General features: G+C 40.3%; 39 protein-coding genes. All 39 read right to left on the bottom strand.

Annotated features, from left to right (window positions below):
* Positions 1-21 precede the first annotated feature (21 nt).
* Entirely contained in the window at positions 22-765 is a 744-nt protein-coding gene (truA, locus tag ABH959_RS27730) for a tRNA pseudouridine(38-40) synthase TruA (protein WP_002124694.1), read from the bottom strand.
* A 14-nt stretch (positions 766-779) separates the two neighbouring features.
* A complete protein-coding gene (locus tag ABH959_RS27725) occupies positions 780-1,574 on the bottom strand; it encodes an energy-coupling factor transporter transmembrane component T family protein (protein WP_113938446.1) in 795 nt (264 codons plus the stop codon).
* Positions 1,562-2,443: an energy-coupling factor ABC transporter ATP-binding protein gene (locus ABH959_RS27720; RefSeq protein ID WP_002124690.1), complete on the bottom strand. Its 882-nt coding sequence runs from the start codon at positions 2,441-2,443 to the stop codon at positions 1,562-1,564. The genes ABH959_RS27725 and ABH959_RS27720 overlap by 13 nt, the downstream gene beginning before the upstream one ends.
* The gene (locus ABH959_RS27715; protein ID WP_002009740.1) at positions 2,419-3,261 is read right to left on the bottom strand and encodes an energy-coupling factor ABC transporter ATP-binding protein; all 843 of its coding nucleotides are present in this window, start codon (positions 3,259-3,261) and stop codon (positions 2,419-2,421) included. Before ABH959_RS27715 ends, ABH959_RS27720 begins: the two co-directional genes overlap by 25 nt.
* Positions 3,262-3,365: 104 nt before the next feature.
* Entirely contained in the window at positions 3,366-3,728 is a 363-nt protein-coding gene (gene rplQ / locus ABH959_RS27710; RefSeq protein ID WP_000331490.1) for a 50S ribosomal protein L17, read from the bottom strand.
* A gap of 35 nt (positions 3,729-3,763) precedes the next feature.
* Entirely contained in the window at positions 3,764-4,708 is a 945-nt protein-coding gene (locus ABH959_RS27705; RefSeq protein ID WP_002009743.1) for a DNA-directed RNA polymerase subunit alpha, read from the bottom strand.
* A gap of 180 nt (positions 4,709-4,888) precedes the next feature.
* Positions 4,889-5,278, bottom strand: coding sequence for a 30S ribosomal protein S11 (rpsK, locus tag ABH959_RS27700; protein ID WP_002009745.1), 390 nt, complete (start codon positions 5,276-5,278; stop codon positions 4,889-4,891).
* Positions 5,279-5,302: 24 nt separating this feature from the next.
* Entirely contained in the window at positions 5,303-5,668 is a 366-nt protein-coding gene (gene rpsM / locus ABH959_RS27695; protein ID WP_002063431.1) for a 30S ribosomal protein S13, read from the bottom strand.
* 21 nt (positions 5,669-5,689) lie between these two features.
* Positions 5,690-5,803, bottom strand: coding sequence for a 50S ribosomal protein L36 (rpmJ, locus tag ABH959_RS27690; RefSeq protein ID WP_000868344.1), 114 nt, complete (start codon positions 5,801-5,803; stop codon positions 5,690-5,692).
* Between the two features lie 35 nt (positions 5,804-5,838).
* The gene (gene infA, locus ABH959_RS27685; protein WP_001029884.1) at positions 5,839-6,057 is read right to left on the bottom strand and encodes a translation initiation factor IF-1; all 219 of its coding nucleotides are present in this window, start codon (positions 6,055-6,057) and stop codon (positions 5,839-5,841) included.
* A gap of 68 nt (positions 6,058-6,125) precedes the next feature.
* Positions 6,126-6,872, bottom strand: coding sequence for a type I methionyl aminopeptidase (gene map / locus ABH959_RS27680; protein WP_113938447.1), 747 nt, complete (start codon positions 6,870-6,872; stop codon positions 6,126-6,128).
* Positions 6,872-7,522 carry an adenylate kinase gene (locus ABH959_RS27675; protein WP_113938448.1) on the bottom strand — a complete coding sequence of 217 codons (651 nt, stop codon included), beginning with the start codon at positions 7,520-7,522 and terminating at the stop codon, positions 6,872-6,874. Before ABH959_RS27675 ends, map begins: the two co-directional genes overlap by 1 nt.
* A gap of 54 nt (positions 7,523-7,576) precedes the next feature.
* Complete coding sequence (gene secY, locus ABH959_RS27670) at positions 7,577-8,878, bottom strand: preprotein translocase subunit SecY (protein WP_002124688.1); 1,302 nt, start codon at positions 8,876-8,878, stop codon at positions 7,577-7,579.
* Positions 8,878-9,318 carry a 50S ribosomal protein L15 gene (rplO, locus tag ABH959_RS27665; protein ID WP_002009754.1) on the bottom strand — a complete coding sequence of 147 codons (441 nt, stop codon included), beginning with the start codon at positions 9,316-9,318 and terminating at the stop codon, positions 8,878-8,880. The genes secY and rplO overlap by 1 nt, the downstream gene beginning before the upstream one ends.
* A 33-nt stretch (positions 9,319-9,351) precedes the next feature.
* Entirely contained in the window at positions 9,352-9,534 is a 183-nt protein-coding gene (gene rpmD / locus ABH959_RS27660; RefSeq protein ID WP_001085231.1) for a 50S ribosomal protein L30, read from the bottom strand.
* Positions 9,535-9,547: 13 nt separating this feature from the next.
* Positions 9,548-10,048: a 30S ribosomal protein S5 gene (gene rpsE, locus ABH959_RS27655; RefSeq protein ID WP_002063426.1), complete on the bottom strand. Its 501-nt coding sequence runs from the start codon at positions 10,046-10,048 to the stop codon at positions 9,548-9,550.
* A 21-nt stretch (positions 10,049-10,069) separates the two neighbouring features.
* Positions 10,070-10,432: a 50S ribosomal protein L18 gene (gene rplR / locus ABH959_RS27650; RefSeq protein ID WP_002009761.1), complete on the bottom strand. Its 363-nt coding sequence runs from the start codon at positions 10,430-10,432 to the stop codon at positions 10,070-10,072.
* Positions 10,433-10,463: 31 nt separating this feature from the next.
* A complete protein-coding gene (gene rplF, locus ABH959_RS27645) occupies positions 10,464-11,003 on the bottom strand; it encodes a 50S ribosomal protein L6 (RefSeq protein WP_002063425.1) in 540 nt (179 codons plus the stop codon).
* 32 nt (positions 11,004-11,035) lie between these two features.
* Complete coding sequence (gene rpsH, locus ABH959_RS27640; RefSeq protein ID WP_002091529.1) at positions 11,036-11,434, bottom strand: 30S ribosomal protein S8; 399 nt, start codon at positions 11,432-11,434, stop codon at positions 11,036-11,038.
* 29 nt (positions 11,435-11,463) lie between these two features.
* Positions 11,464-11,649 (bottom strand): 30S ribosomal protein S14, encoded by a 186-nt coding sequence (gene rpsN / locus ABH959_RS27635; RefSeq protein ID WP_001085700.1) that lies wholly within the window; start codon positions 11,647-11,649, stop codon positions 11,464-11,466.
* A gap of 33 nt (positions 11,650-11,682) precedes the next feature.
* Positions 11,683-12,222 carry a 50S ribosomal protein L5 gene (gene rplE / locus ABH959_RS27630; RefSeq protein WP_002091528.1) on the bottom strand — a complete coding sequence of 180 codons (540 nt, stop codon included), beginning with the start codon at positions 12,220-12,222 and terminating at the stop codon, positions 11,683-11,685.
* A 26-nt stretch (positions 12,223-12,248) separates the two neighbouring features.
* Entirely contained in the window at positions 12,249-12,560 is a 312-nt protein-coding gene (gene rplX, locus ABH959_RS27625; RefSeq protein ID WP_000558201.1) for a 50S ribosomal protein L24, read from the bottom strand.
* Positions 12,561-12,598: 38 nt separating this feature from the next.
* The gene (gene rplN, locus ABH959_RS27620; RefSeq protein WP_002063420.1) at positions 12,599-12,967 is read right to left on the bottom strand and encodes a 50S ribosomal protein L14; all 369 of its coding nucleotides are present in this window, start codon (positions 12,965-12,967) and stop codon (positions 12,599-12,601) included.
* A gap of 43 nt (positions 12,968-13,010) precedes the next feature.
* A complete protein-coding gene (gene rpsQ / locus ABH959_RS27615; protein WP_002091526.1) occupies positions 13,011-13,274 on the bottom strand; it encodes a 30S ribosomal protein S17 in 264 nt (87 codons plus the stop codon).
* Between the two features lie 20 nt (positions 13,275-13,294).
* Positions 13,295-13,495: a 50S ribosomal protein L29 gene (gene rpmC / locus ABH959_RS27610; RefSeq protein ID WP_002091523.1), complete on the bottom strand. Its 201-nt coding sequence runs from the start codon at positions 13,493-13,495 to the stop codon at positions 13,295-13,297.
* The gene (gene rplP / locus ABH959_RS27605) at positions 13,485-13,919 is read right to left on the bottom strand and encodes a 50S ribosomal protein L16 (RefSeq protein ID WP_002063419.1); all 435 of its coding nucleotides are present in this window, start codon (positions 13,917-13,919) and stop codon (positions 13,485-13,487) included. Before rplP ends, rpmC begins: the two co-directional genes overlap by 11 nt.
* A 1-nt stretch (position 13,920) precedes the next feature.
* Positions 13,921-14,580 carry a 30S ribosomal protein S3 gene (rpsC, locus tag ABH959_RS27600; protein WP_002009771.1) on the bottom strand — a complete coding sequence of 220 codons (660 nt, stop codon included), beginning with the start codon at positions 14,578-14,580 and terminating at the stop codon, positions 13,921-13,923.
* Between the two features lie 3 nt (positions 14,581-14,583).
* Entirely contained in the window at positions 14,584-14,925 is a 342-nt protein-coding gene (gene rplV, locus ABH959_RS27595) for a 50S ribosomal protein L22 (RefSeq protein ID WP_002009773.1), read from the bottom strand.
* 17 nt (positions 14,926-14,942) lie between these two features.
* Positions 14,943-15,221 carry a 30S ribosomal protein S19 gene (gene rpsS / locus ABH959_RS27590; RefSeq protein ID WP_000124452.1) on the bottom strand — a complete coding sequence of 93 codons (279 nt, stop codon included), beginning with the start codon at positions 15,219-15,221 and terminating at the stop codon, positions 14,943-14,945.
* Positions 15,222-15,281: 60 nt separating this feature from the next.
* A complete protein-coding gene (gene rplB, locus ABH959_RS27585; protein ID WP_000511584.1) occupies positions 15,282-16,112 on the bottom strand; it encodes a 50S ribosomal protein L2 in 831 nt (276 codons plus the stop codon).
* 28 nt (positions 16,113-16,140) lie between these two features.
* Positions 16,141-16,431 (bottom strand): 50S ribosomal protein L23, encoded by a 291-nt coding sequence (rplW, locus tag ABH959_RS27580; RefSeq protein ID WP_001205557.1) that lies wholly within the window; start codon positions 16,429-16,431, stop codon positions 16,141-16,143.
* Positions 16,431-17,054: a 50S ribosomal protein L4 gene (gene rplD / locus ABH959_RS27575; protein ID WP_001127261.1), complete on the bottom strand. Its 624-nt coding sequence runs from the start codon at positions 17,052-17,054 to the stop codon at positions 16,431-16,433. The genes rplW and rplD overlap by 1 nt, the downstream gene beginning before the upstream one ends.
* A gap of 25 nt (positions 17,055-17,079) precedes the next feature.
* Positions 17,080-17,712, bottom strand: coding sequence for a 50S ribosomal protein L3 (gene rplC / locus ABH959_RS27570; RefSeq protein WP_000160209.1), 633 nt, complete (start codon positions 17,710-17,712; stop codon positions 17,080-17,082).
* A 34-nt stretch (positions 17,713-17,746) separates the two neighbouring features.
* A complete protein-coding gene (gene rpsJ, locus ABH959_RS27565; protein ID WP_001040595.1) occupies positions 17,747-18,055 on the bottom strand; it encodes a 30S ribosomal protein S10 in 309 nt (102 codons plus the stop codon).
* Positions 18,056-18,455: 400 nt separating this feature from the next.
* Positions 18,456-19,646, bottom strand: coding sequence for an elongation factor Tu (gene tuf, locus ABH959_RS27560; RefSeq protein ID WP_002009778.1), 1,191 nt, complete (start codon positions 19,644-19,646; stop codon positions 18,456-18,458).
* Positions 19,647-19,763: 117 nt separating this feature from the next.
* Positions 19,764-21,842, bottom strand: coding sequence for an elongation factor G (fusA, locus tag ABH959_RS27555; RefSeq protein WP_113938449.1), 2,079 nt, complete (start codon positions 21,840-21,842; stop codon positions 19,764-19,766).
* Between the two features lie 207 nt (positions 21,843-22,049).
* Entirely contained in the window at positions 22,050-22,520 is a 471-nt protein-coding gene (gene rpsG, locus ABH959_RS27550; RefSeq protein ID WP_001137492.1) for a 30S ribosomal protein S7, read from the bottom strand.
* Between the two features lie 29 nt (positions 22,521-22,549).
* Positions 22,550-22,972 (bottom strand): 30S ribosomal protein S12, encoded by a 423-nt coding sequence (gene rpsL / locus ABH959_RS27545; protein WP_001142341.1) that lies wholly within the window; start codon positions 22,970-22,972, stop codon positions 22,550-22,552.
* A 114-nt stretch (positions 22,973-23,086) separates the two neighbouring features.
* Complete coding sequence (locus ABH959_RS27540) at positions 23,087-23,335, bottom strand: 50S ribosomal protein L7ae-like protein (RefSeq protein WP_000121833.1); 249 nt, start codon at positions 23,333-23,335, stop codon at positions 23,087-23,089.
* Between the last annotated feature and the right edge of the window lie 107 nt (positions 23,336-23,442).

Below are 23,442 nucleotides of genomic sequence, written 5' to 3'. Positions count from 1 at the left end.
CAAGCAAATGTTACACCAGGATTAGTTGTTATAGTTTACCTGCCATAAGTAAAGTCCATGACCTGGAGCCATCTTTCCAGCAAACTGGCGATTTTGTTTCGCTAAAATCTCTGGAATACTATCCGGATCAAGCTTTCCTTGACCTACGCTAAGTAACGTACCAACAATAATTCTGACCATATTATATAAAAATCCATTACCTACAAAGCGAAAAATTAATTCATCGTCTTGCTCAATTAATTCGATTTCATAAATTGTTCGTACTTTATCTTTTTTGTCAGTTTTTGCCGAACAAAAAGAAGTAAAGTCATGCGTTCCAATAAAATAAGGAATCGCTTTTCTTATAGAGTTTATTTCGAGTGGATATGGATATTGATATACGTAATTTCTACGGAATACATCCGCAGTCTTTGATAATAATACACGATAGCGATATTCTTTTTTCTCGACACCGTAACGTGCATGAAATTCTTCTGTTTTCTTCTCTACCTGCCTGATAATAATATCATCCGGCAACATTGTATTTAAAGCATTACTCCATTGCCACTCTTCAAGAGACAAAGGTGTATCAAAGTGTATCACTTGTCCTTTGGCGTGAACGGTAGAATCCGTTCTGCCTGATGCCTGCACACGAACAAGTTCTCCTTTATGCAACTTCTGCAATGCTTTCTCTATTTCTTGTTGAACAGTCCGATGCTGTGGTTGAATTTGGTAACCACAAAAATGAATGCCATCATATGCAACTGTACATTTTATTCTTTCCATTTCTCTATTCTCCATTACGACCGCACCCATGCCAAAATACAAGCTAAACAAAGTAAGCTTACAATTGTTACTGTATCACTTATTTTCCAGCGTAGTTGCCTAAATTTAGTACGTCCTTCGCCACTTTTATATCCACGAGATTCCATCGCAATCGCTAAGTCCTCTGCACGCTTAAAAGCACTGATAAATAATGGAACGAGTAGTGAGATAATAGCTTTCATCCTATCTTTTATCGGTCCCCCGGCGAAATCAATGCCACGTGACGCTTGTGCTTTCATAATTTTACTCGTTTCATCCATTAATGTCGGGATAAAACGTAGTGAAATTGACATCATTAATGCGATTTCATGAACAGGAACTTTTATACGCTTGAACGGCTTTAATAACGTCTCCAACCCATCTGTAATTTCAATAGGTGTCGTCGTTAACGTTAATAATGTCGTCATTAAAATAATAACGAAGAATCGTATAGAAATGTATATCCCTTGCTCTAATCCTTTTTCATGTATCGAAAACCAACCAAGCTGGACTAGTACTTCCCCTTCTTTATTTGTAAAAATATGCAGGAAAAATGTAAAAAGAAAAATCCACAGAATTGGTTTTAAGCCCGAAAGTACATAACGAATCGGCACTTTTGCAAAAAATAAAGCAATGAGTGCATATAAAAATAAAAATCCATATGAAATCGCATTATTTGCTAAGAAAACAACAAATACATATAAAAAGACAATCAACAGCTTCGTACGAGGATCAAGTTGATGAATGAGTGACTGACCTGGAATATATCTCCCAATAATCAACTGCTGCATGATTCATGACCACCTTTTCGTAACACCTGTACAACTTCATGAGTAAGATCCTCTAAAGATAAGGTAGCCTTCGAAATTGAAATACCAAACTTCTCTTCAATTGCACGTTTATACTTTAAAGACATTGGAAGATCCACACCGATTTGTTCTAATTCATCAGCATATGAAAATACTTCCTCTGCTCTTCCTTGCAAAAAGACCGTTCCTTTATGCATGACCACTATTTGATCTGCATACTTAGCGGCATCCTCCATATTATGGGTAACAAGAATGACTGTAAGCCCCTGTTCCTTATGCAAATTGTAAAACATCTCCATGAGCTCGTGCTGTCCTTTTGGATCAAGCCCTGCTGTAGGTTCATCTAATACAAGCACTTCGGGTTCCATCGCAAGTACGCCTGCTATTGCAACACGCCTCATTTGCCCACCGCTTAATTCAAACGGAGAACGTGCTAATAACTCTATGTCCAATCCAACAAGCTGGATTGCATCTTTCGCCTTTTGTTTTGCCTCTTCTTCAGATACACCAAAATTAGTCGGTCCAAAACAAATGTCCTTTTCAACTGTTTCTTCAAATAGTTGATGTTCTGGAAACTGAAAGACAACCCCTACTTTTTTTCGTAGCGGCTTAAGCTTTTTCTCTTTCTTCCCTGCTGAAATTAAATGTTCACCAATTTGAACCGTACCATTTGTCGGCTGCAATAAACCATTTAAATGTTGAATCATCGTCGACTTACCTGAACCAGTATGACCGATAATGGCATAATAGCCCCCACTTGGAAACGACACGTCTACATCATAAAGTGCGCGTCTTTCAAATGGAGTTTTATATTGATAACGATGTTCTACTTTTTGGAATGTAATCTCCAAAGTTCGTTCACCAAGCTTTCCATTGTAAGATGCGTGTTTTGCAAGTGAATTTCATTTCTTTTTAATAATTCTGCTATTTTCACCGAAAAAGGTACATCTAATCCAATCTCTTGGAGCATATGAGAGGATTTGAAAATTTGCTCTGGAGTACCTTCCTCTAATATTTCTCCCTTGTTCAAAATAATAATACGGTCTGACTGTGCCGCCTCTTCTAAATCGTGCGTAATCGATAACACCGTAATACCTTTTTGATCAACAAGTTGTCTGACCGTTTCTACTACTTCACGTCTCCCCTGAGGGTCTAACATTGAAGTTGCTTCATCTAGTATTAAAATAGATGGCTGAAGTGCTAGAACACCTGCTATTGCGACTCGCTGCTTTTGTCCACCAGATAACGAATGGGGTTCTTCATTTAAAAAATCTTCCATACGGACAAGTTGCAGAGCTTGTTCTAGTCTTTCTATCATCTGCTCCCTTGGCATTCCGATGTTCTCTAGGCCGAATACAACGTCATCTTGTACTGTCGTTCCAACAAATTGATTATCTGGATTTTGAAATACCATGCCAATTTGCTTTCGAACATCCCATACTGTTTCCTCTGATAAAATCATTGTATCATTTAAAGTAATTTTCCCTGATTCCGGTAAAAATAAGCCATTCAATAATTTTGCAAGTGTAGACTTCCCTGAACCATTTTGTCCAATAACAGATACCCATTCTCCTTCATATAAGGAAAACGAAACATCTTTTAATGCATAAGAGGCTGCCCCAGGATATTGAAATGATATATTTTCTGTCCGAAGTTTCTCTTTTTTCAATACAAGGCACCCTTTCTTTCGTCAAGTTAGCCTATTTTTATACTTAAAAAAAAAGGGCCATGACCAGTTACTTGAAAAGAACTGTCCTGCCCTTTTAATCATCATTATACTAACTCGATAATTACCATTGGTGCTGCGTCTCCGCGACGTGGACCAATTTTTGCAATACGAGTGTATCCGCCTTGGCGCTCAGCATAGCGTGGAGCTACATCAGCGAATAATTTTTGAAGTGCATCTTGACCAGTCTCAGCGTTAGCAACCTCATTACGGATGAAAGCTGCTGCTTGACGACGAGCATGAAGATCTCCGCGTTTACCTAAAGTGATCATTTTTTCCACTACAGAACGAAGTTCTTTTGCACGAGTTTCTGTCGTTTGGATGCGCTCGTTGATAATTAAATCAGTAGCTAAATCACGTAACATAGCTTTACGTTGCGCACTTGTACGGCCTAATTTTCTGTATGCCATTCGTAGTTCCCTCCTTTGTTGATGGGTTTAAATCCTCAGTCGTCTTTACGTAAACCCAAACCTAATTCCTCAAGTTTATGTTTAACTTCTTCTAAGGATTTACGTCCTAAGTTACGAACTTTCATCATATCTTCTTCTGTTTTGTTCGCAAGCTCTTGTACAGTATTAATTCCTGCACGTTTTAGGCAATTATAAGAACGAACAGAAAGATCTAGTTCCTCGATAGTCATCTCAAGAACTTTTTCTTTTTGATCTTCTTCCTTCTCGACCATAATCTCAGCATTTTGTGCTTCGTCAGTTAAACCAACAAAGATATTTAAATGCTCAGTTAAGATTTTGGCACCTAAAGAGATAGCTTCTTTTGGCCCGATGCTTCCATCCGTCCATACATCAAGCGTAAGCTTATCATAATTAGCCACTTGTCCGACACGTGTCTTTTCCACTTGGTAAGTCACACGTGATACTGGAGTATAAATAGAATCAATAGGAATTACTCCTATTGGTTGATCTTCGCTTTTATTTGCATCAGCTGGCGTATACCCACGGCCACGCTTTGCAGTTAAACGCATGCGGAAATGCGCATTTTTTGCTAACGTCGCAATGTGTAAATCTGGATTTAAGATTTCAACATCACTATCGTGAGTAATATCAGCAGCTGTGACAATACCTTCGCCCTGTACATCGATTTCCAACGTCTTCTCTTCTTCAGAGTAGATTTTAAGAGCTAACTTTTTCAAGTTTAAGATCATCGTCGTAACGTCTTCTACTACGCCCTCAACTGTTGAAAATTCGTGTAAAACGCCATCGATTTGGATAGCAGTTACAGCGGCACCAGGGAGTGAGGATAAAAGAATACGACGTAAGGAGTTACCCAAAGTAGTACCATATCCACGCTCAAGCGGTTCAATCACGAATTTGCCATACTTAGCATCTTCGTTAAGTTCAACCGTTTCGATTTTCGGTTTTTCGATTTCAATCATTAACTAAACCCTCCTTCAAAACGTCGAAACCCCGGTTAAACAAAGGAAGAACCTCTGTTTAACCGAAAGTCCCCCTTAGGCAGTTCCCGATTGTGCACAACAAGCGATGTTTCTGTACGAAATTTCTCGATAATGCATCATATCCATTATAGACAAAAGGGAAAATTCTATACAGAAAAATTACACACGACGACGTTTTGGTGGACGACATCCATTATGAGGAACTGGAGTAACATCTCTAATTGCTGTTACTTCTAGACCTGCCGCTTGAAGAGCACGAATTGCAGCTTCACGACCAGCACCAGGACCTTTAACAGTAACCTCTAAAGTTTTTAAACCATGCTCCATTGCAACTTTAGAAGCAGCTTCAGCAGCCATTTGCGCAGCGAATGGAGTAGATTTACGAGATCCACGGAAACCAAGTGCACCAGCACTAGACCAAGAAAGTGCGTTACCATGAGTATCTGTAAGTGTTACGATTGTGTTGTTGAAAGTAGAACGAATATGAGCTATACCAGCTTCAATATTCTTTTTCACACGTTTTTTACGAGTGTTTGTTTTACGTGCCATTGTTAGTTCAACCTCCTTTACTTATTATTTCTTTTTATTTGCTACTGTACGACGTGGACCTTTACGTGTACGAGCATTGTTTTTAGAGTTTTGACCACGAACTGGTAAACCACGACGGTGACGAAGACCACGGTAAGAACCGATCTCCATTAGACGTTTAATATTAAGAGATACTTCACGACGAAGGTCTCCCTCAACTTTAATACGATCGATGATATCACGGATACGTCCTAATTCATCTTCCGATAAATCACGAACTCGTGTTTCCGAAGAAATACCAGCTTCTGTAATAATTTTTTCAGCAGTTGTGCGACCAATGCCGAATACGTAAGTTAAAGAAATAACAACGCGCTTGTCACGAGGAATATCTACACCTGCGATACGTGCCATTCTGAATGCACCTCCTTCTGATTAACCTTGTTTTTGTTTATGTTTAGGGTTTTCACAAATAACCATTACTTTTCCACGTCTACGAATAACTTTACATTTTTCGCAGATTGGTTTAACTGACGGTCTTACTTTCATGTCTCGAACCTCCTTAAAGATTACGGAGTGCTATATTATTTAAAACGGTACGTAATACGACCACGATTTAAATCGTACGGAGATAATTCTACCGTAACTTTGTCTCCTGGTAAAATACGAATGAAGTTCATACGGATTTTACCAGAAACGTGAGCCAATACGACATGCCCATTCTCTAATTCTACTTTGAACATAGCATTTGGCAACGTTTCAAGAACGGTACCTTCGACTTCAATTACATCATCTTTAGCCATTCAATAGTTCTCCCTTCTTCAAATCAGTAACATTTTACACTGCTCTGAAATCCCGGAGAGCCAGCTACTTATAAAGTGGTAAGGATTTCGTATCCTGCTTCTGTAAGAGCAATCGTGTGCTCAAAATGGGCACACCATTTACCATCTACCGTTACCACTGTCCAGTCATCAGATAGTGTTTTTACATATCGTCTTCCTTGATTCACCATCGGCTCAACACAGATGACCATTCCCGGCTTTAATCTAGGGCCTCTATTTGGTGGACCATAGTGCGGGATTTGAGGGTCCTCATGTAAGTCTTGCCCGATTCCGTGACCAACATACTCCCTAACGATCGAGAACCCATTCTCTTCAGCATGTGTTTGAACCACATGCGAGATATTTGATAATCTTTCGCCTGGTTTTACTTGTTCTAGACCAAGATACAACGATTTTTCTGTGACATCAAGTAGCTTTTGAACAGATTCAGAAATGTTTCCAACTGGATACGTCCATGCAGAATCTCCATGGTACCCATTGTATTTCGCACCAATATCGATACTGATGATATCGCCCTCTTCGAGCTTACGCTTCCCTGGAATCCCGTGTACAAGCTCTTCATTTACAGAAGCACAAATGCTCCCCGGAAATCCGTTGTATCCTTTAAAAGATGGCGTAGCACCATATTTTCGAATCGTCTTTTCCGCTATTTGATCGAGCTCTTTCGTTGTAATTCCTGGAGTAATATGTTGTTTCAACTCTTGATGAGTTAAAGCAACGATCCTGCCAGCTTCTCGCATGATTTCTATCTCGCGAGGAGTTTTGCAGATGATCATTACGCTAAGTCTCCGATGAGAACATCGATATCAGCAAATACTTTATTGATACCTTGCTCACCATTAATGCTTTGTAAGTAGCCAAGCTCCTCGTAGAAATCAAGCAAAGGTTTTGTTTGCTTAATATTTACATCTAAACGATTTGCTACAGTTTCTTCATTGTCATCAGAGCGTTGATATAATTCGCCACCACATTTATCGCACACATCAGCTTTTGCTGGCGGATTGAATTCTAAGTGGTAAGTCGCACCGCATTCTTTACAAATGCGACGGCCTGTAAGGCGTGTTAATAACAACCCTGAATCCACATTAATGTTTAAAACATAGTCGATTTTTTTGCCAAGATCTTTCATAATCTCTTCAAGAGCTGATGCTTGTGCAACAGTTCGTGGGAAACCATCTAATAAGAAGCCTTTAATACAGTCTTCTTGGCTTAAACGTTCACGAACAATTCCAATTGTAACTTCATCTGGAACAAGCGCACCTTTATCAATAAAAGATTTTGCTTGTAAACCAAGTTCAGTTTCAGCCTTCATAGCTGCACGGAACATATCTCCTGTTGAGATGTGAGGGATGTTATACTTGGCAACAATCTGTTCGGCTTGTGTACCTTTACCAGCACCAGGAAGCCCCATTAAAATCAAGTTCATCCTTGTTCCCCCTCAGTACATGAGCATGTAGGGAAGACAGTTCTTCCCACTTACTCACTGCTTGATAAACCCTTTGTAATGGCGTTTTACCAATTGGCTTTCTAGCTGCTTCATTGTTTCTAAAGCAACGCCGACAACGATTAACATACTCGTTCCACCAATCTGTGCAGATGGAGGAAGATTTCCCAATTTCGTAAAGATAACTGGTAAGATTGCAATCGCTGCTAGGAAAATTGATCCCACAAAGGTCAAACGATACAAGATTTTTGTTAGATATTGTTCTGTATTCTTACCCGGACGAATACCTGGAACATATCCACCTTGCTTGTTTAGATTCTCTGACATTTGCTCTGGATTAACCTGAACAAATGCATAGAAATATGTGAAGGCTACAATGAGCGCAACATATATGATCATTCCCACTGGGTGAGAATAGTTAAAGTTTGCAATAATCCACTGCGACACATCATGTTTCGGGAAGAACTGTGCAATAGTTGGAGGCGTAATTAAGAATGAAACAGCAAAAATGACTGGAATAACACCCGCACTATTTACCTTAAGTGGTAAATGAGTGTTTTGTGCTCCAGCATGATTCCCATTCCCTCCTGTTACACGCTTCGCGTATTGAATTGGGATCTTTCTAACAGCCTGTTGAATGAAAATAACACCAACAATAACTGCTAGCACAGCTAGTAAAATCAATGCAACTTTAACGATACTCATGAACAATTGATCTCCGATATTTTGAAACTGTTGTTGATACACTTGAGATATAACACTTGGGATCGCTGCGGCAATACCACCAAAGATAAGAATGGAAATACCATTACCTACACCTTTAGCTGTAATCTGTTCACCTAACCACATTAAAAATGCAGTACCAGCAGTCAGTACCGTAGCAATGTATAAATAAGTGCTCCAACCTGGATTCAAAATTAATTGCCCACCTACCATACCGTTAAAACCGATTGACATACCAAACCCCTGAATAAACGCAAGAACAATTGTAAAGTAACGCGTGAATTGCGTTAGTTTACGACGGCCCATTTCGCCTTGCTTCGACCATTCCGAAAATTTAGGAACAACATCCATCTGCAATAATTGCACGATGATGGATGCTGTAATATACGGCATGATTCCCATCGCGAAGATGGAGAAGTTCTTCAAGGCGCCACCGCCAAATGTATTTAGGATACCTAAGGCATTTAATTGATCTTGTGCTTTCAGTACGTCTCCATTTGTAAATGGCACTGGGATAAACGTGCCAATCCTGAATACGACTAACATGGCTAAAGTGAATAATATTTTACGTCTTATCTCAGCAACGCGCATAAAGTTGGAGATTGTACGAAACATTAGATCACCTCAACTGATCCGCCAGCTGCTTCAATTGCTTCTTTAGCACTTGAAGAGAACTTGTGCGCTTTAACAGTTAATTTTTTCTCTACTGCTCCGCTTGCAAGAATTTTAACACCGTCGTTTAACTTGCTGATAACGCCAGTTTCCAGCAATAATTCAGGTGTTACTTCTGTACCATCTTCAAAACGATTTAACGTTGATAAGTTTACAATAGTAAACTCTTTACGGTTAATGTTTGTGAAGCCGCGTTTTGGTAAACGACGGAATAGTGGAGTTTGACCACCTTCGAAGCCAAGACGAACACCGCCGCCAGAACGTGCGTTTTGTCCTTTATGACCTCTACCAGCAGTTTTACCGTTACCAGAACCGATACCACGACCGACACGGTTACGTACTTTACGAGAACCTTCTGCAGGTTTTAATTCATGAAGTTTCATTCCCAGGCACCTCCTTATATTAATGAGTTATCCTTAAGCTTCTTTTACAGTTATAAGGTGAGAAACTTTGTTGATCATACCAAGAATAGCAGGAGTTTCTTCCTTAACTACAGTTGAATTCAACTTTTTAAGACCTAAAGCTTCTACCGTCGCACGTTGATCTTGTGGACGACCAATTACACTACGAGTGAGGGTAATTTCTAACTTTTTCGCCATTTGTTTTCCCTCCTTAACCTAGTAGCTCTTCTACAGATTTACCGCGTAATTTTGCAACATCTTCAGCGCGCTTAAGTTCGCTTAATCCGTTCACAGTAGCGCGAATCATGTTGATTGGTGTGTTAGTACCAAGAGATTTCGAAAGAATATCTTGTACACCAGCTAATTCTAGTACCGCACGAACAGGTCCACCAGCAATAACACCAGTACCCTCAGCAGCAGGTTTTAAGAATACTTCACCAGCTCCAAAATGACCGTTGATTGTATGTGGAATTGTTGTACCAACTAATGGTACTGCGATTAGGTTTTTCTTAGCGTCTTCGATAGCTTTACGGATTGCGTCTGGTACCTCTTGTGCTTTACCAGTACCGAATCCAACATGACCGTTTTTATCGCCAACTACAACTAGTGCAGCAAAGCGGAAACGACGACCACCCTTAACAACTTTCGCGACACGATTTATCGTAACTACACGTTCTTCAAGTTCTAATTTACTTGGGTCAATGCGTTGCATCAATTTTCCCTCCTTTGACCATTAAAATTGTAATCCAGCCTCACGAGCAGCTTCAGCTAGAGCTTTAACACGGCCATGGTATAAGTAACCACCGCGATCAAATACTACTTCTTTAACGCCTTTCTCTACAGCACGCTTAGCAACTGATTCTCCAACTTTCGTAGCAGCTTCAGTATTGCTAGTACCGTTAAGAGCAAGGTCTTTATCAAGAGTAGATGCACTTACTAATGTTACACCATTTACATCATCAATAACTTGAGCGTAAATATGTTGGTTAGAACGGTACACGTTTAAACGTGGACGTTCTGCAGTACCAGTAAGTTTAGCACGTACACGTGCATGTCTTTTCTTACGAGTCGCATTTTTAGCAGCTTTAGTGATCATTCTTGTCACTCCTTTCTTTCACCTAACGGGTTTACTTAGCAGTTTTACCTTCTTTACGACGAACAACTTCGCCTTCGTAACGAATACCTTTACCTTTATATGGCTCAGGAGCACGTACAGCACGGATGTTAGCAGCAAATTCGCCAACACGTTGCTTGTCGATACCTTTAATTACGATTTTAGTTGGTACAGGTACTTCAACTTCAAGTCCTGCTTCTGGAGTCATTTCTACTGGATGAGAATAACCTACGCTTAAAACAAGTTTATCACCTTGTTTTTGAGCACGGTAACCAACACCGACTAATTCAAGTCCGCGTGCAAAACCTGTAGTAACACCTTCAACCATGTTTCCGATTAAAGCACGAGTTGTACCGTGTAATGCACGGTGTTCCTTCTGTTCAGATGGACGCTCAACTGTTAGTGTATTTTCTTCAATTTTGATAGACATATCAGTTTTGAAAGTACGAGTTAATTCACCTTTAGGGCCTTTTACTGTTACAGTATTGTCTTCTGCAACTGTAATAGTAACACCTGCAGGGATTTCAAGAATCTTTTTACCAATACGAGACATGTGGTCACACCTCCGTTCGTTTTAAATATATATTACCAAACGTATGCTACTACTTCTCCACCAGTTTGTAATTGACGAGCATCTTTGTCTGTCATTACTCCCTTAGATGTAGAAACAAGAGCGATACCTAATCCGTTAAGTACACGAGGTACTTCATCAGCTTTTGCGTAAACGCGTAAGCCAGGCTTACTGATACGCTTTAATCCAGTGATTACACGTTCATTGTTTGCACCATATTTCAGGAAAATACGAAGGATACCTTGTTTGTTATCCCCGATGTATTCTACATCACGAATGAAACCTTCACGTTTTAAAAGATCAGCGATCTCTTTTTTGATTTTAGAAGCAGGAACCTCTAATTTCTCATGACGTACCATATTCGCATTACGGATGCGAGTAAGCATGTCTGCAATTGGATCTGTCATCACCATGTGTTTTACCTCCTTCCCATTTGTGGGTTTTACCAACTAGCTTTTTTAACACCAGGAATTTGACCTTTATATGCAAGTTCACGGAAACAAATACGGCAAAGCTTAAATTTGCGGTATACAGAATGCGGACGACCGCAGCGTTCGCAACGTGTATACTCTTGTACTTTAAACTTAGGAGTACGCTTTTGTTTCGCGATCATAGATTTTTTAGCCACGTTTTCGCCTCCTCTACTTAGCGTTGGCTTCCATTATTTTTGGAATGGCATACCGAATTGTGTTAAAAGTTCACGAGCTTCTTCATCAGTTTTCGCTGTAGTAACGATTACGATGTCCATACCTCGGACTTTACTTACTTTATCATAATCAATCTCAGGGAAAATTAGTTGCTCTTTAACACCTAATGTGTAGTTCCCACGACCATCAAATGATTTCTTAGAAACACCACGGAAATCACGTACACGTGGTAAAGAAACTGATACTAATTTGTCGAAGAACTCATACATTTGCTGACCGCGTAAAGTTACTTTCGCACCGATTGGCATACCTTCACGAAGACGGAAACCAGCGATTGATTTTTTAGCGCGAGTTACAACAGGTTTTTGACCTGCGATTTGAGTTAATTCTTCTACTGCATTGTCTAAAGCTTTTGAGTTAGATACCGCGTCACCAACACCAGTGTTGATTACGATCTTTTCGATTTTCGGTACTTCCATCACAGATTTATAGTTAAACTTGCTCATTAGAGCAGGAGTAATTTCCTTTTGGAACTTCTCTTTAAGGCGATTCAATGAAGTGACCTCCTTTCTTAAGAAAATTATTTATCTAATAATTCACCAGATTTTTTTGCAATACGCACTTTTTTACCATCTTCTACTTTGAAGCCTACGCGAGTAGGTTCGCCTGTTTTCGGATCTAATACCATAACATTAGAAACGTGAATAGGTGCTTCTTTCGTAATAATTCCACCTTGTGGATTTAATTGAGATGGCTTAGAGTGTTTTTTAACGATGTTAACACCCTCAACGATAACACGGTTTTGCTTTGGGAAAGCCACAAGGATAACACCTTGTTTTCCTTTGTCTTTACCAGTGATTACCTGAACTTTATCACCTTTTTTTACATGCATCTTAATTCTGCACCTCCTTAGCAAGGCAATACCTTAAATTATAGAACTTCTGGAGCTAAAGAAACGATCTTCATGAAGTTGCTATCACGTAATTCACGAGCTACTGGTCCGAAGATACGAGTACCACGTGGGCTCTTATCGTCTTTGATGATAACCGCTGCGTTTTCATCAAATTTAATGTAAGAACCGTCCGGACGACGAGCTCCGCTCTTCGTACGTACCACTACTGCCTTAACAACGTCACCTTTTTTAACAACGCCACCTGGTGTTGCTTGTTTTACCGTAGCAACGATAATATCACCAATATAAGCATATTTACGACCAGAGCCGCCTAATACTTTAATTGTTAAAAGTTCGCGGGCACCAGAGTTGTCAGCAACTTTCAAACGAGATTCTTGTTGGATCATGTTATGAAACCTCCCTTCGGACTAAAAATTCCGATTCGTCTATTTAGATAACAACCGCTTCTTCAACGATTTCAACTAAACGGAAACGCTTAGTAGCAGAAAGCGGGCGAGTTTCCATGATTTTAACGATATCGCCAAGTTTCGCTTGGTTTTGCTCATCATGGGCTTTATACTTTTTAGAATACTTAACACGTTTTCCGTATAAGGAATGAGTTTTGTAAGTTTCAACTAAAACTGTAATCGTTTTGTCCATTTTGTCAGAAACAACACGACCAGTATAAACTTTGCGTTGGTTACGTTCGCTCACTATGCAAACCTCCCCTCAATTTATCGATTAATTCCGATCTCTCTTTCACAAACTACAGTTTTCATACGAGCAATCGCTTTACGTACTTCACGGATGCGAGTTGGGTTCTCTAATTGTCCTGTAGCAAGTTGGAAGCGAAGATTAAACAACTCTTCCTTTAAAGCTTTAACTTTTGTTTCGATTTCGGCAGTGGTTAATTCACGAATATCATTAGTTTTCATTAGATTCACCACCATTTTCTTCACGTTTTACGAATTTACATTTCACAGGTAACTTGTGAGCTGCAAGACGTAATGCTTCGCGTGCTACCTCTTCAGATACACCCGCAATTTCAAACATAATTTTCCCAGGTTTTACTACTGCTACCCAGCCTTCTGGTGCCCCTTTACCGGAACCCATACGTACTTCTAGAGGTTTTGCAGTGTAAGGTTTAGAAGGGAAAATTTTAATCCATACTTTACCGCCACGTTTCATGTGACGAGTCATTGCACGACGAGCAGCTTCGATTTGACGGTTTGTAATCCATGAAGCAGCTAGTGCTTGTAAACCAAATTCACCAAAAGCGATTTCAGTTCCACCTTTTGCACGACCACGCATTTTACCACGATGCTCTCTACGATATTTTACGCGTTTAGGCATTAACATATTATTTTCCTCCTTCCTCAGAAGCTTTCTTTTTTGTAGGAAGGACTTCTCCACGGTAGATCCATACTTTTACGCCTAATTTACCGTATGTTGTATCAGCTTCAACTGCTGCATAGTCAATATCAGCGCGAAGTGTATGAAGTGGAACAGTTCCTTCACTGTAAGATTCTGCACGAGCGATATCAGCTCCGCCAAGACGACCAGAAACCTGTGTTTTAATACCTTTTGCTCCTGCACGCATAGCACGTTGAATAACTTGCTTTTGTGCACGACGGAATGATACACGGTTTTCTAATTGACGAGCGATGTTTTCGCCTACTAATTTAGCGTTAAGATCAGCTCTCTTAACTTCTAAAATGTTAATGTGTACACGCTTGCCTGTTAATTGGTTAAGAGCTTTACGAAGTGCTTCAACTTCAGTACCACCTTTACCAATTACCATACCAGGTTTTGCAGTGTGAATTGTAACATTTACACGATTTGCTGCACGTTCGATTTCTACTTTAGCAACAGCAGAATCTTTTAAGCGTACAGTAATGTACTCACGGATTTTGATGTCTTCATGTAATAACGTAGCATAATCTTTCTCAGCGAACCAACGAGATTCCCAGTCGCGGATAATACCGACACGAAGACCAATTGGATTAACCTTCTGACCCATCGATTATCCCTCCTTCTTTTCTGATACCACAACTGTGATGTGGCTTGTGCGTTTGTTAATTTGGCTTGCACGACCCATTGCACGTGGACGGAAACGTTTCAACGTTGGACCTTCGTCAACGAAGACTTTTTCAACAACTAGGTTGTTAATATCCATCTCATAATTGTGCTCTGCATTTGCGATTGCAGATTTTAAAACTTTTTCTACAACTGGAGAAGCAGTTTTTGGTGTGTGGTTAAGGATAGCAATCGCTTCACCCACTTGCTTACCTCGGATTAAGTCTACTACTAAACGAACCTTACGAGGAGCAATACGAACTGTTCTCACTACTGCTTTAGCTTGCATTGAAGTGCCTCCTCTCATTATCTTCTAGTTTTCTTATCGTCAGCAAGGTGACCTTTATACGTACGAGTTGGTGCGAATTCACCTAACTTATGGCCAACCATATCCTCAGTGATGTACACAGGTACGTGTTTACGACCATCATATACAGCAATTGTATGTCCGATGAACTGAGGGAAGATTGTTGAACGGCGAGACCAAGTTTTAACAACTTGTTTTTGCTCAGATGCAACTAATTTTTCCATTTTGTTCATTAAGTGATCATCGACAAATGGTCCTTTTTTTAAGCTACGAGCCATTTTGGTGCCTCCCTTCGTGATTGGCGTACGGTTCTTGAAATGAACCGTACTACAATCCCATTATTTTTTACGACGACGAACGATAAATTTATCAGACGCTTTGTTTTTCTTACGAGTCTTGAATCCAAGAGTTGGTTTACCCCATGGAGACATTGGAGACTTACGTCCGATTGGAGAGCGTCCTTCACCACCACCGTGTGGGTGATCAACCGGGTTCATTACAGAACCACGAACTGTTGGGCGCTTACCTAACCAGCGAGAGCGACCTGCTTTACCGATTTTGATAAGTTCGTGTTGTTCGTTACCAACTTGACCGATTGAAGCGCGACAAGCAGATAATACTAAACGTACTTCACCAGAAGTTAAACGTACAAGTACGTATTTTCCTTCTTTACCAAGTACTTGAGCAGACGTACCAGCAGAACGGACTAATTGTCCTCCACGACCAGGCTTAAGCTCGATATTATGAACAACAGTACCTACTGGAATGTTGATTAATGGTAATGCGTTACCGATTTTAATGTCAGCTTCAGGGCCAGACATAACTTCCATACCTACTTCTAAAGTTTTAGGAGCAAGAATGTAACGTTTTTCACCGTCAACGTAGTTAATTAATGCGATATTCGCAGAGCGGTTTGGATCGTATTCGATCGTAGCAACGCGTCCTGGAATTCCATCTTTGTTACGCTTAAAGTCGATGATACGGTATTGACGCTTATGTCCGCCACCTTGATGACGTACAGTAATTTTACCTTGGTTATTACGACCAGCCTTTTTGCTTAAAGGAGCAAGTAAAGACTTTTCCGGTCTGTCAGTCGTGATTTCAGCGAAATCATTCGTAGTCATGTTACGACGACCGTTAGTAGTTGGATTATACTTTTTAATTCCCATCTCAATTTCCCTCCTTCTTTAGTAAGAATTAAACGCCTTGGAAGATTTCGATTTCTTTGCTGTCAGCAGTTAGCTTAACGATTGCTTTACGACGACGGCTAGTAAAACCAGCGTGACGACCAACACGTTTTGCTTTCGGCTTGTAGTTCATGATATTTACTTTGTCTACATTAACACCAAAGATCGCTTCTATAGCGTCTTTAACCTCTGTTTTATTAGATTTAACGTCCACGTCGAACGTGTATTTTTTTTCAGCCATCATTTCCATAGAACGTTCAGTGATAACTGGGCGCTTAATGATATCACGAGGATCTCTCATTATGCAAGCACCTCCTCTACTTTTTCCACTGCCGCTTTTGTCATGATTAGCTTATCATGATGAAGCACATCTAGCACGTTTACGCCATCAGCAGTGATTACTGTTACTCCAGGGATATTGCGAGCAGATAACTCTACAGATTCGTTTGCATCAGCAGTTACGATAAGAGCTTTCTTCTCAACAGTTAATCCTTTAAGTACTGCTACCATGTCTTTTGTTTTTGGTGCATTTAACACTAGGTCCTCAAGAACTACAATGTTGTTCTCAACTACTTTAGTAGCTAATGCAGATTTGATTGCTAAACGACGAACTTTCTTAGGAAGTTTGTACGCATAGCTTCTTGGTGTAGGTCCGAATACCGTACCACCACCACGCCATTGAGGAGAGCGGATAGAACCTTGACGAGCACGTCCAGTTCCTTTTTGACGCCATGGTTTACGACCACCACCGCGAACTTCAGAGCGAGTTTTTACTTTGTGTGTACCTTGACGTAAAGATGCACGTTGCATCATTACAGCTTCAAATAGTACAGCTTCATTTGGTTCGATACCGAAAATAGCTTCAGCTAATTCGATTTCACCAACCTGTGAACCAGTTTGGTTATATACAGTAACTTTTGGCATTGGAATTCCTCCTTCCTATTGTGAATTATTTGCTAACCTTCACAGCGCCTTGAACAACTACAAGAGATTTCTTAGCACCTGGAACGTTACCTTTTACTAGTAATAAGTTGCGCTCAGTGTCAACTTGAACGATTTCTAAGTTTTGGATAGTAACTTGGTCTCCACCCATACGTCCAGCAAGTTTTTTGCCTTTGAATACACGGTTCGGAGCAACTGGCCCCATTGAACCTGGACGACGGTGATAGCGAGAACCATGAGACATAGGTCCGCGAGATTGTCCGTGGCGTTTAATAACACCTTGGAAACCTTTACCTTTAGAAATTCCTGTTACGTCAACGATTTCACCTGCAGCGAAAACTTCAACTTTTACCTCTTGACCAACCTCTAATCCGTCCACGTCTGCATCGCGGATTTCGCGAATGAAGCGCTTAGGAGTTGTAGATGCTTTAGCAGTGTGGCCTTGTTCAGGTTTGTTAGTTAACTTTTCACGTTTATCTTCAAATCCTAACTGAATTGCGTTGTAGCCATCAGTTTCAGTTGTTTTCTTTTGAAGAACAACGTTTGGATTAGCAGCGATTACCGTTACTGGGATTAACTCACCGTTCTCAGCAAATACTTGAGTCATACCGATCTTTCTTCCTAAGATTCCTTTGGTCATGAGTTACACCTCCTACATTTTTAAGTTATATGAATTATAGTTTGATTTCGATATCTACACCAGATGGTAAATCTAAACGCATTAATGAATCTACTGTTTGCGGAGTAGGACTCACGATGTCGATTAGACGTTTGTGTGTGCGCATTTCGAATTGTTCACGAGAATCTTTGTACTTATGAACAGCACGAAGAATTGTGTAAATAGTCTTCTCAGTTGGTAATGGGATCGGACCAGAAACTGTTGCCCCAGAACGCTTAGCTGTTTCTACAATTTTCTCAGCTGATTGATCAAGAATACGGTGATCATAAGCTTTTAAACGGATACGAATTTTTTCTTTTGCCATTATTTTCCCTCCTTCGTTCGCCTATTTCTAAAATAGACCTTCTCCATGGAAATTTCCCCACACCATGCCATGGCAAAGCGGCCGGGTGTGTCAGCAACCTTCCACTTCATCGCAGTCAAAGACCAACATTGTCTATTATACAATGTTATTCGTCTAGATGCAAGCATCTTTTTGTTCGCATCTGCTTTTCTCTACTTTTGCTATTATACATGGCACTTTAAAGAATATCAAGTTTTCATCTATTCTTATTCACCTTACAGTTTTTGGGTGTTGTTTTCGTTTTATATACTATAGAAGAAACTCATCCAAAAATAGAAAATACATCTCTTTCTTCTATAGTAATAAGCAATAAAAAAACTCAAGGGAGAATCCCTTGAGTTTTTAATAATCTAATTAAAGACTACTCAGCAACGATTGTAGCAACTACACCGTAACCTACTGTACGTCCACCTTCACGAATAGAGAATTTAGTTCCCTCTTCGATAGCGATTGGAGCGATAAGTTCGATAGTCATTTCGATGTTGTCACCAGGCATTACCATTTCAGTACCTTCTGGTAATTGGATGATACCAGTTACGTCAGTTGTACGGAAGTAGAACTGTGGACGGTAGTTAGCGAAGAATGGAGTATGACGTCCACCTTCTTCTTTAGATAATACGAAAACCTCAGCTTTGAATTTAGCGTGTGCTTTTACAGAGCCAGTTTTAGCAAGAACTTGTCCACGTTGGATGTCTTCACGAGCAACCCCACGAAGTAGAGCACCGATGTTGTCTCCAGCTTGAGCTTGGTCAAGAAGCTTACGGAACATTTCTACACCAGTTACAGTTGTAGTAGCATTCTCTTCAGCAAGACCGATGATTTCTACTACGTCACCAACTTTAACGATTCCACGCTCAACACGACCAGTTGCAACTGTACCACGACCTGTGATAGAGAATACATCCTCGATAGGCATTAAGAATGGTTTGTCAGTTTCACGTTCTGGAGTTGGGATGTAAGCATCAACTTCAGTCATTAATTCGATGATTTTTTCTTCCCACTCAGCTTCTCCTTGAAGAGCTTTAAGAGCAGAACCTTTAATTACAGGAATATCGTCGCCTGGGAATCCGTATTCAGATAATAGGTCGCGAACTTCCATTTCTACTAATTCTAATAATTCTTCGTCATCTACCATGTCGCATTTGTTTAAGAATACAACGATGTAAGGAACACCTACTTGACGAGAAAGAAGGATGTGCTCACGTGTTTGAGGCATTGGACCATCAGCAGCAGATACTACTAAGATACCGCCGTCCATTTGAGCAGCACCAGTGATCATGTTTTTAACATAGTCAGCATGACCTGGGCAGTCAACGTGTGCATAGTGACGAGTTTCAGTTTCGTACTCAACGTGTGCAGTTGAGATTGTGATTCCGCGCTCTCTTTCTTCTGGAGCAGCGTCGATTTGATCGTATCCGCGTGCTTCAGCACCACCAGCTTTTGCAAGAACTGTAGTGATCGCAGCAGTTAATGTAGTTTTACCATGGTCAACGTGGCCGATTGTACCGATGTTAACATGGGGTTTAGAACGTTCGAATTTAGCTTTAGCCATTCTAAATTCCTCCTTAGTTTATATGAGTTATTTTATATTTAGACTAGAAAGTGAAACTTGCGTCTCACTTTCTAAGCTTACATAAGTAGTTATACTTGAACAATCGATAAAAATCAATTATTCACCTTTATTTTTTTTAATAATTTCTTCAGAAACAGACTTCGGTACTTCTTCATAATGATCAAATGTCATCGAGAATGTTCCGCGTCCTTGAGTGTTAGAACGTAATGCCGTTGCATAACCGAACATTTCAGAAAGTGGAACCATAGCGCGAACAACTTGAGCGTTACCGCGAGCTTCCATACCTTCTACACGTCCACGACGAGATGTTACGTCGCCCATAATGTCACCCATGTACTCTTCAGGAATTACAACTTCAACTTTCATCATTGGCTCAAGAATTACTGGGCTACATTTAGAAACCGCAGCTTTAAGCGCCATAGATGCAGCGATTTTGAACGCCATCTCAGATGAATCGACATCATGGTAAGATCCGTCAACTAACGCAGCTTTAATATCAACTAGTGGATAACCAGCTAGTACACCATTTTTAAGTGCGTCTTCAAGACCCGCTCCAACAGCTGGGATGTATTCACGTGGAACTACACCACCGACTACCTTGTTTTGGAATTCGAATCCTTTACCTTCTTCATTAGGTTCAAACTCAATCCAAACGTGACCGAATTGTCCACGACCACCAGATTGACGAGCGAACTTACCTTCAACTTTCGCAGCAGCGCGGAAAGTCTCACGGTATGCTACCTGAGGAGCACCAACGTTTGCTTCCACTTTGAATTCACGGCGCATACGGTCAACAATGATATCAAGGTGAAGTTCACCCATACCAGCGATGATTGTTTGGCCAGTTTCTTGGTCAGTGTGAGCACGGAATGTTGGATCTTCTTCAGAAAGCTTAGATAATGCTGTACCCATTTTATCTTGGTCAGCTTTAGATTTTGGTTCGATAGCTACAGAGATAACTGGCTCTGGGAATTCCATAGACTCAAGGATAACAAGGCTCTTCTCGTCACAAAGAGTATCACCAGTAGTAGTATCTTTTAAACCTACAGCAGCAGCGATATCACCAGCGTAAACTGTTGAAATCTCTTCACGGCTGTTAGCGTGCATTTGTAGGATACGACCTACACGCTCACGCTTACCTTTAGTTGAGTTTTTCACGTATGATCCAGAGTTTAACACACCAGAGTACACACGGAAGAACGTTAACTTACCAACATAAGGATCAGTCATGATTTTGAATGCTAAAGCTGCGAATGGTTCTTCATCGCTAGACTTACGCTCGATAGCTTCATCTGTATCCGGAAGAGTACCTTTAATAGCAGGTACATCTAATGGAGATGGTAGGTAGTCGATAACTGCGTCTAACAGAATTTGAACACCTTTATTTTTGAATGCAGAACCACAGATTACTGGGAAGAATTCTACAGAAGTTGTAGCCTTACGGATACCAGCTTTAAGCTCTTCTACAGTGATTTCTTCACCTTCTAGGTACTTCATCATCATTTCTTCATCAAGCTCAGCTACCGCTTCAATAAGTTTTCCACGGTATTCTTCAGCTAATTCTTTATGCTCTTCAGGAATTTCGACACGCTCGATGTCTGTTCCTAAATCGTTAGAGTACATGTAAGCACACTCTTCAACAAGGTCAATGATACCATTGAACTCATCTTCAGCACCGATTGGTAACTGAATTGGATGTGCGTTTGCTTGTAAACGATCGTGGATTGTTCCTACAGAGTATAAGAAATCTGCACCAATCTTATCCATTTTGTTAACGAATACGATACGAGGTACACCATAAGTAGTAGCCTGACGCCAAACAGTTTCTGTTTGTGGTTCTACACCAGATTGTGCATCAAGTACTGCTACTGCGCCATCAAGTACGCGTAAAGAACGTTCTACTTCTACTGTGAAATCTACGTGTCCTGGAGTGTCAATGATATTTACACGGTGACCTTTCCATTGTGCTGTAGTTGCAGCAGAAGTAATTGTGATACCACGTTCTTGCTCTTGCTCCATCCAGTCCATCTGAGATGCACCTTCATGAGTTTCACCGATTTTATGAATACGTCCTGTGTAATACAGAATACGCTCAGTTGCTGTTGTTTTACCAGCATCGATGTGAGCCATGATACCAATATTACGAGTGTTTTCTAAAGAGAACTCTCTAGTCATTTGGTGTCTTGCTCCTTCCATATATGGATTGGATTATTTTATTTTAAGTAGCAAAAAAGCCACTTTATATTGTTACATATGCCAGTGTCCAGTACCCTCATTATGTAAAACGAGCGCCCAACGAAAGGGAGAGGCATTCTCCCTCTCCACACTTCCATAAGCGACAAATAAAGCGGTTTATGCTTATAATCTATTTTACGTTGAATCCTACCAACGGTAATGAGCAAATGCTTTGTTAGCTTCTGCCATTTTATGAGTGTCTTCACGTTTCTTAACAGATGCACCAGCGTTGTTAGCTGCATCTAAGATTTCGTAAGCTAGACGCTCTTCCATAGTTTTTTCACCACGAAGACGAGCATAGTTTACTAACCAGCGAAGACCTAAAGTTGTACGGCGTTCTGGACGAACCTCAACTGGAACTTGGTAGTTAGCACCACCAACACGACGAGCGCGTACTTCAAGAACAGGCATGATGTTCTTAAGAGCTTGCTCGAATACTTCCATTGGTTCTTTATCTGAACGTTCACGAACGATATCGAAAGCGTTATAAAGAATTGTTTGAGATTTACCTTTTTTACCGTCAACCATCATTTTGTTGATTAGGCGTGTTACAAGTTTAGAATTGTACATTGGATCTGGTAACACGTCACGTTTCGCAACAGGTCCTTTACGAGGCATATTGAGTTCCTCCTTTCATTATAAGTTTATTATTTTTTAGCAGGTTTTGGTCGCTTAGTACCATATTTAGAACGTCCTTGCATACGTTTGTCAACACCAGCTGTATCAAGCGCACCACGAACGATGTGGTAACGTACCCCTGGTAAATCCTTTACTCGACCACCGCGAATTAATACTACGCTATGCTCTTGTAGGTTATGACCGATACCTGGGATGTAAGCTGTAACTTCAATACCATTTGTTAAACGTACACGAGCGTATTTACGTAACGCTGAGTTAGGTTTCTTCGGAGTCATTGTACCAACACGAGTACACACACCACGTTTTTGAGGTGCAGAGATATCAGTTGATTTTTTCTTTAAAGAATTAAAACCTTTGTTTAACGCAGGTGATTTAGACTTCCATACTTTATCAGTACGACCATTTCTCACTAATTGGTTAATAGTAGGCATTTGATTATCCTCCCTTCGCATGTTTGTATGACCACATATCCAGGTGGTTCATTATTAGTTGAAAACAAAGTTTTTGCAAGGAAGAGCAAATGCTCTCTCCTCACAAAAACAGTTTTAACTTATTATTCCTATTGCTGAAGCTCCCACTTGAATCCCCGAAACTTTTCCAAGCTTACGAACTGATTCAACTTTGGTTATGGGTATGTTATGTTGCAAGGCAGTACGAATGATAACATGGGTTAACCGCACATCAGCATCTTCCGCAATAACAACTTCTTTAACTATACCATTTTTGATTGCTTCCAATGTTCGTTTATGACCAACGACTACATTTTCAGCATTTGACACTTTTTGATAAGACATATAAATATCCTCCAAAGCATCGTTCAGGAGCAACCTTGATTATAGTAACATTTTGTCTCATACAATGTCAACTAGGATTAGCTGTTTTTATACAAAATTTACGACGG

Source organism: Bacillus sp. RC51 (genome assembly GCF_044908115.1).
GTDB classification, from domain to species: domain Bacteria; phylum Bacillota; class Bacilli; order Bacillales; family Bacillaceae_G; genus Bacillus_A; species Bacillus_A mycoides.
This window is presented reverse-complemented; position numbering and strand designations above follow the sequence as displayed.

Bases quoted from the DNA above. Each gene is read 5' to 3' on its own strand.
- rpmJ (WP_000868344.1), bottom strand. From the start codon at position 5,803: ATGAAAGTAAGACCGTCAGTTAAACCAATCTGCGAAAAATGTAAAGTT.
- rplD (WP_001127261.1), bottom strand. From the start codon at position 17,054: ATGCCAAAAGTTACTGTATATAACCAAACTGGTTCACAGGTTGGTGAA.
- rpsS (WP_000124452.1), bottom strand. From the start codon at position 15,221: ATGGCTCGTAGCTTAAAAAAAGGACCATTTGTCGATGATCACTTAATG.
- rplX (WP_000558201.1), bottom strand. From the start codon at position 12,560: ATGCATGTAAAAAAAGGTGATAAAGTTCAGGTAATCACTGGTAAAGAC.
- rpsJ (WP_001040595.1), bottom strand. From the start codon at position 18,055: ATGGCAAAAGAAAAAATTCGTATCCGTTTAAAAGCTTATGATCACCGT.
- secY (WP_002124688.1), bottom strand. From the start codon at position 8,878: ATGTTTCGTACAATCTCCAACTTTATGCGCGTTGCTGAGATAAGACGT.
- ABH959_RS27675 (WP_113938448.1), bottom strand. From the start codon at position 7,522: ATGAACTTGATTTTAATGGGGCTTCCTGGTGCTGGTAAAGGTACACAA.
- rpmC (WP_002091523.1), bottom strand. From the start codon at position 13,495: ATGAAAACTAATGATATTCGTGAATTAACCACTGCCGAAATCGAAACA.
- rpsM (WP_002063431.1), bottom strand. From the start codon at position 5,668: ATGGCACGTATCGCAGGTGTAGATATTCCTCGTGACAAGCGCGTTGTT.
- rpsL (WP_001142341.1), bottom strand. From the start codon at position 22,972: ATGCCTACTATTAACCAATTAGTGAGAAATGGTCGTACTGATAAAGTA.
- rplC (WP_000160209.1), bottom strand. From the start codon at position 17,712: ATGACCAAAGGAATCTTAGGAAGAAAGATCGGTATGACTCAAGTATTT.
- rpsK (WP_002009745.1), bottom strand. From the start codon at position 5,278: ATGGCACGTAAAACAAACACTCGTAAAAAACGTGTGAAAAAGAATATT.
- rplB (WP_000511584.1), bottom strand. From the start codon at position 16,112: ATGGGAATTAAAAAGTATAATCCAACTACTAACGGTCGTCGTAACATG.
- rplV (WP_002009773.1), bottom strand. From the start codon at position 14,925: ATGCAAGCTAAAGCAGTAGTGAGAACAGTTCGTATTGCTCCTCGTAAG.
- rplN (WP_002063420.1), bottom strand. From the start codon at position 12,967: ATGATCCAACAAGAATCTCGTTTGAAAGTTGCTGACAACTCTGGTGCC.
- rpsC (WP_002009771.1), bottom strand. From the start codon at position 14,580: ATGGGTCAGAAGGTTAATCCAATTGGTCTTCGTGTCGGTATTATCCGC.
- rplW (WP_001205557.1), bottom strand. From the start codon at position 16,431: ATGAGAGATCCTCGTGATATCATTAAGCGCCCAGTTATCACTGAACGT.
- rplR (WP_002009761.1), bottom strand. From the start codon at position 10,432: ATGATCACTAAAGCTGCTAAAAATGCGACTCGTAAGAAAAGACATGCA.
- rplP (WP_002063419.1), bottom strand. From the start codon at position 13,919: ATGTTAATGCCTAAACGCGTAAAATATCGTAGAGAGCATCGTGGTAAA.
- infA (WP_001029884.1), bottom strand. From the start codon at position 6,057: ATGGCTAAAGATGATGTAATTGAAGTCGAAGGTACCGTTCTTGAAACG.
- rpsG (WP_001137492.1), bottom strand. From the start codon at position 22,520: ATGCCTCGTAAAGGACCTGTTGCGAAACGTGACGTGTTACCAGATCCA.
- tuf (WP_002009778.1), bottom strand. From the start codon at position 19,646: ATGGCTAAAGCTAAATTCGAACGTTCTAAACCCCATGTTAACATCGGT.
- rpsE (WP_002063426.1), bottom strand. From the start codon at position 10,048: ATGCAACGCATTGACCCAAGTAAATTAGAACTTGAAGAACGTGTAGTT.
- rplO (WP_002009754.1), bottom strand. From the start codon at position 9,318: ATGAAACTTCATGAATTAAAACCTGCAGAAGGTTCTCGTAAAGTACGT.
- rplF (WP_002063425.1), bottom strand. From the start codon at position 11,003: ATGTCTCGTATTGGTAAAAAGATTCTTGAAATCCCTGCAGGTGTTACT.
- rpsH (WP_002091529.1), bottom strand. From the start codon at position 11,434: ATGGTGATGACAGATCCAATTGCAGACATGCTTACTCGCATCCGTAAT.
- truA (WP_002124694.1), bottom strand. From the start codon at position 765: ATGGAAAGAATAAAATGTACAGTTGCATATGATGGCATTCATTTTTGT.
- fusA (WP_113938449.1), bottom strand. From the start codon at position 21,842: ATGACTAGAGAGTTCTCTTTAGAAAACACTCGTAATATTGGTATCATG.
- ABH959_RS27725 (WP_113938446.1), bottom strand. From the start codon at position 1,574: ATGCAGCAGTTGATTATTGGGAGATATATTCCAGGTCAGTCACTCATT.
- rplQ (WP_000331490.1), bottom strand. From the start codon at position 3,728: ATGGCATACAGAAAATTAGGCCGTACAAGTGCGCAACGTAAAGCTATG.
- map (WP_113938447.1), bottom strand. From the start codon at position 6,872: ATGATCATCTGCAAAACTCCTCGCGAGATAGAAATCATGCGAGAAGCT.
- rpmD (WP_001085231.1), bottom strand. From the start codon at position 9,534: ATGGCGAAAAAGTTAGAAATTACCCTCACTCGTAGTGTAATTGGTCGT.
- ABH959_RS27705 (WP_002009743.1), bottom strand. From the start codon at position 4,708: ATGATTGAAATCGAAAAACCGAAAATCGAAACGGTTGAACTTAACGAA.
- ABH959_RS27540 (WP_000121833.1), bottom strand. From the start codon at position 23,335: ATGTCTTATCAAAAAGTGTCAAATGCTGAAAATGTAGTCGTTGGTCAT.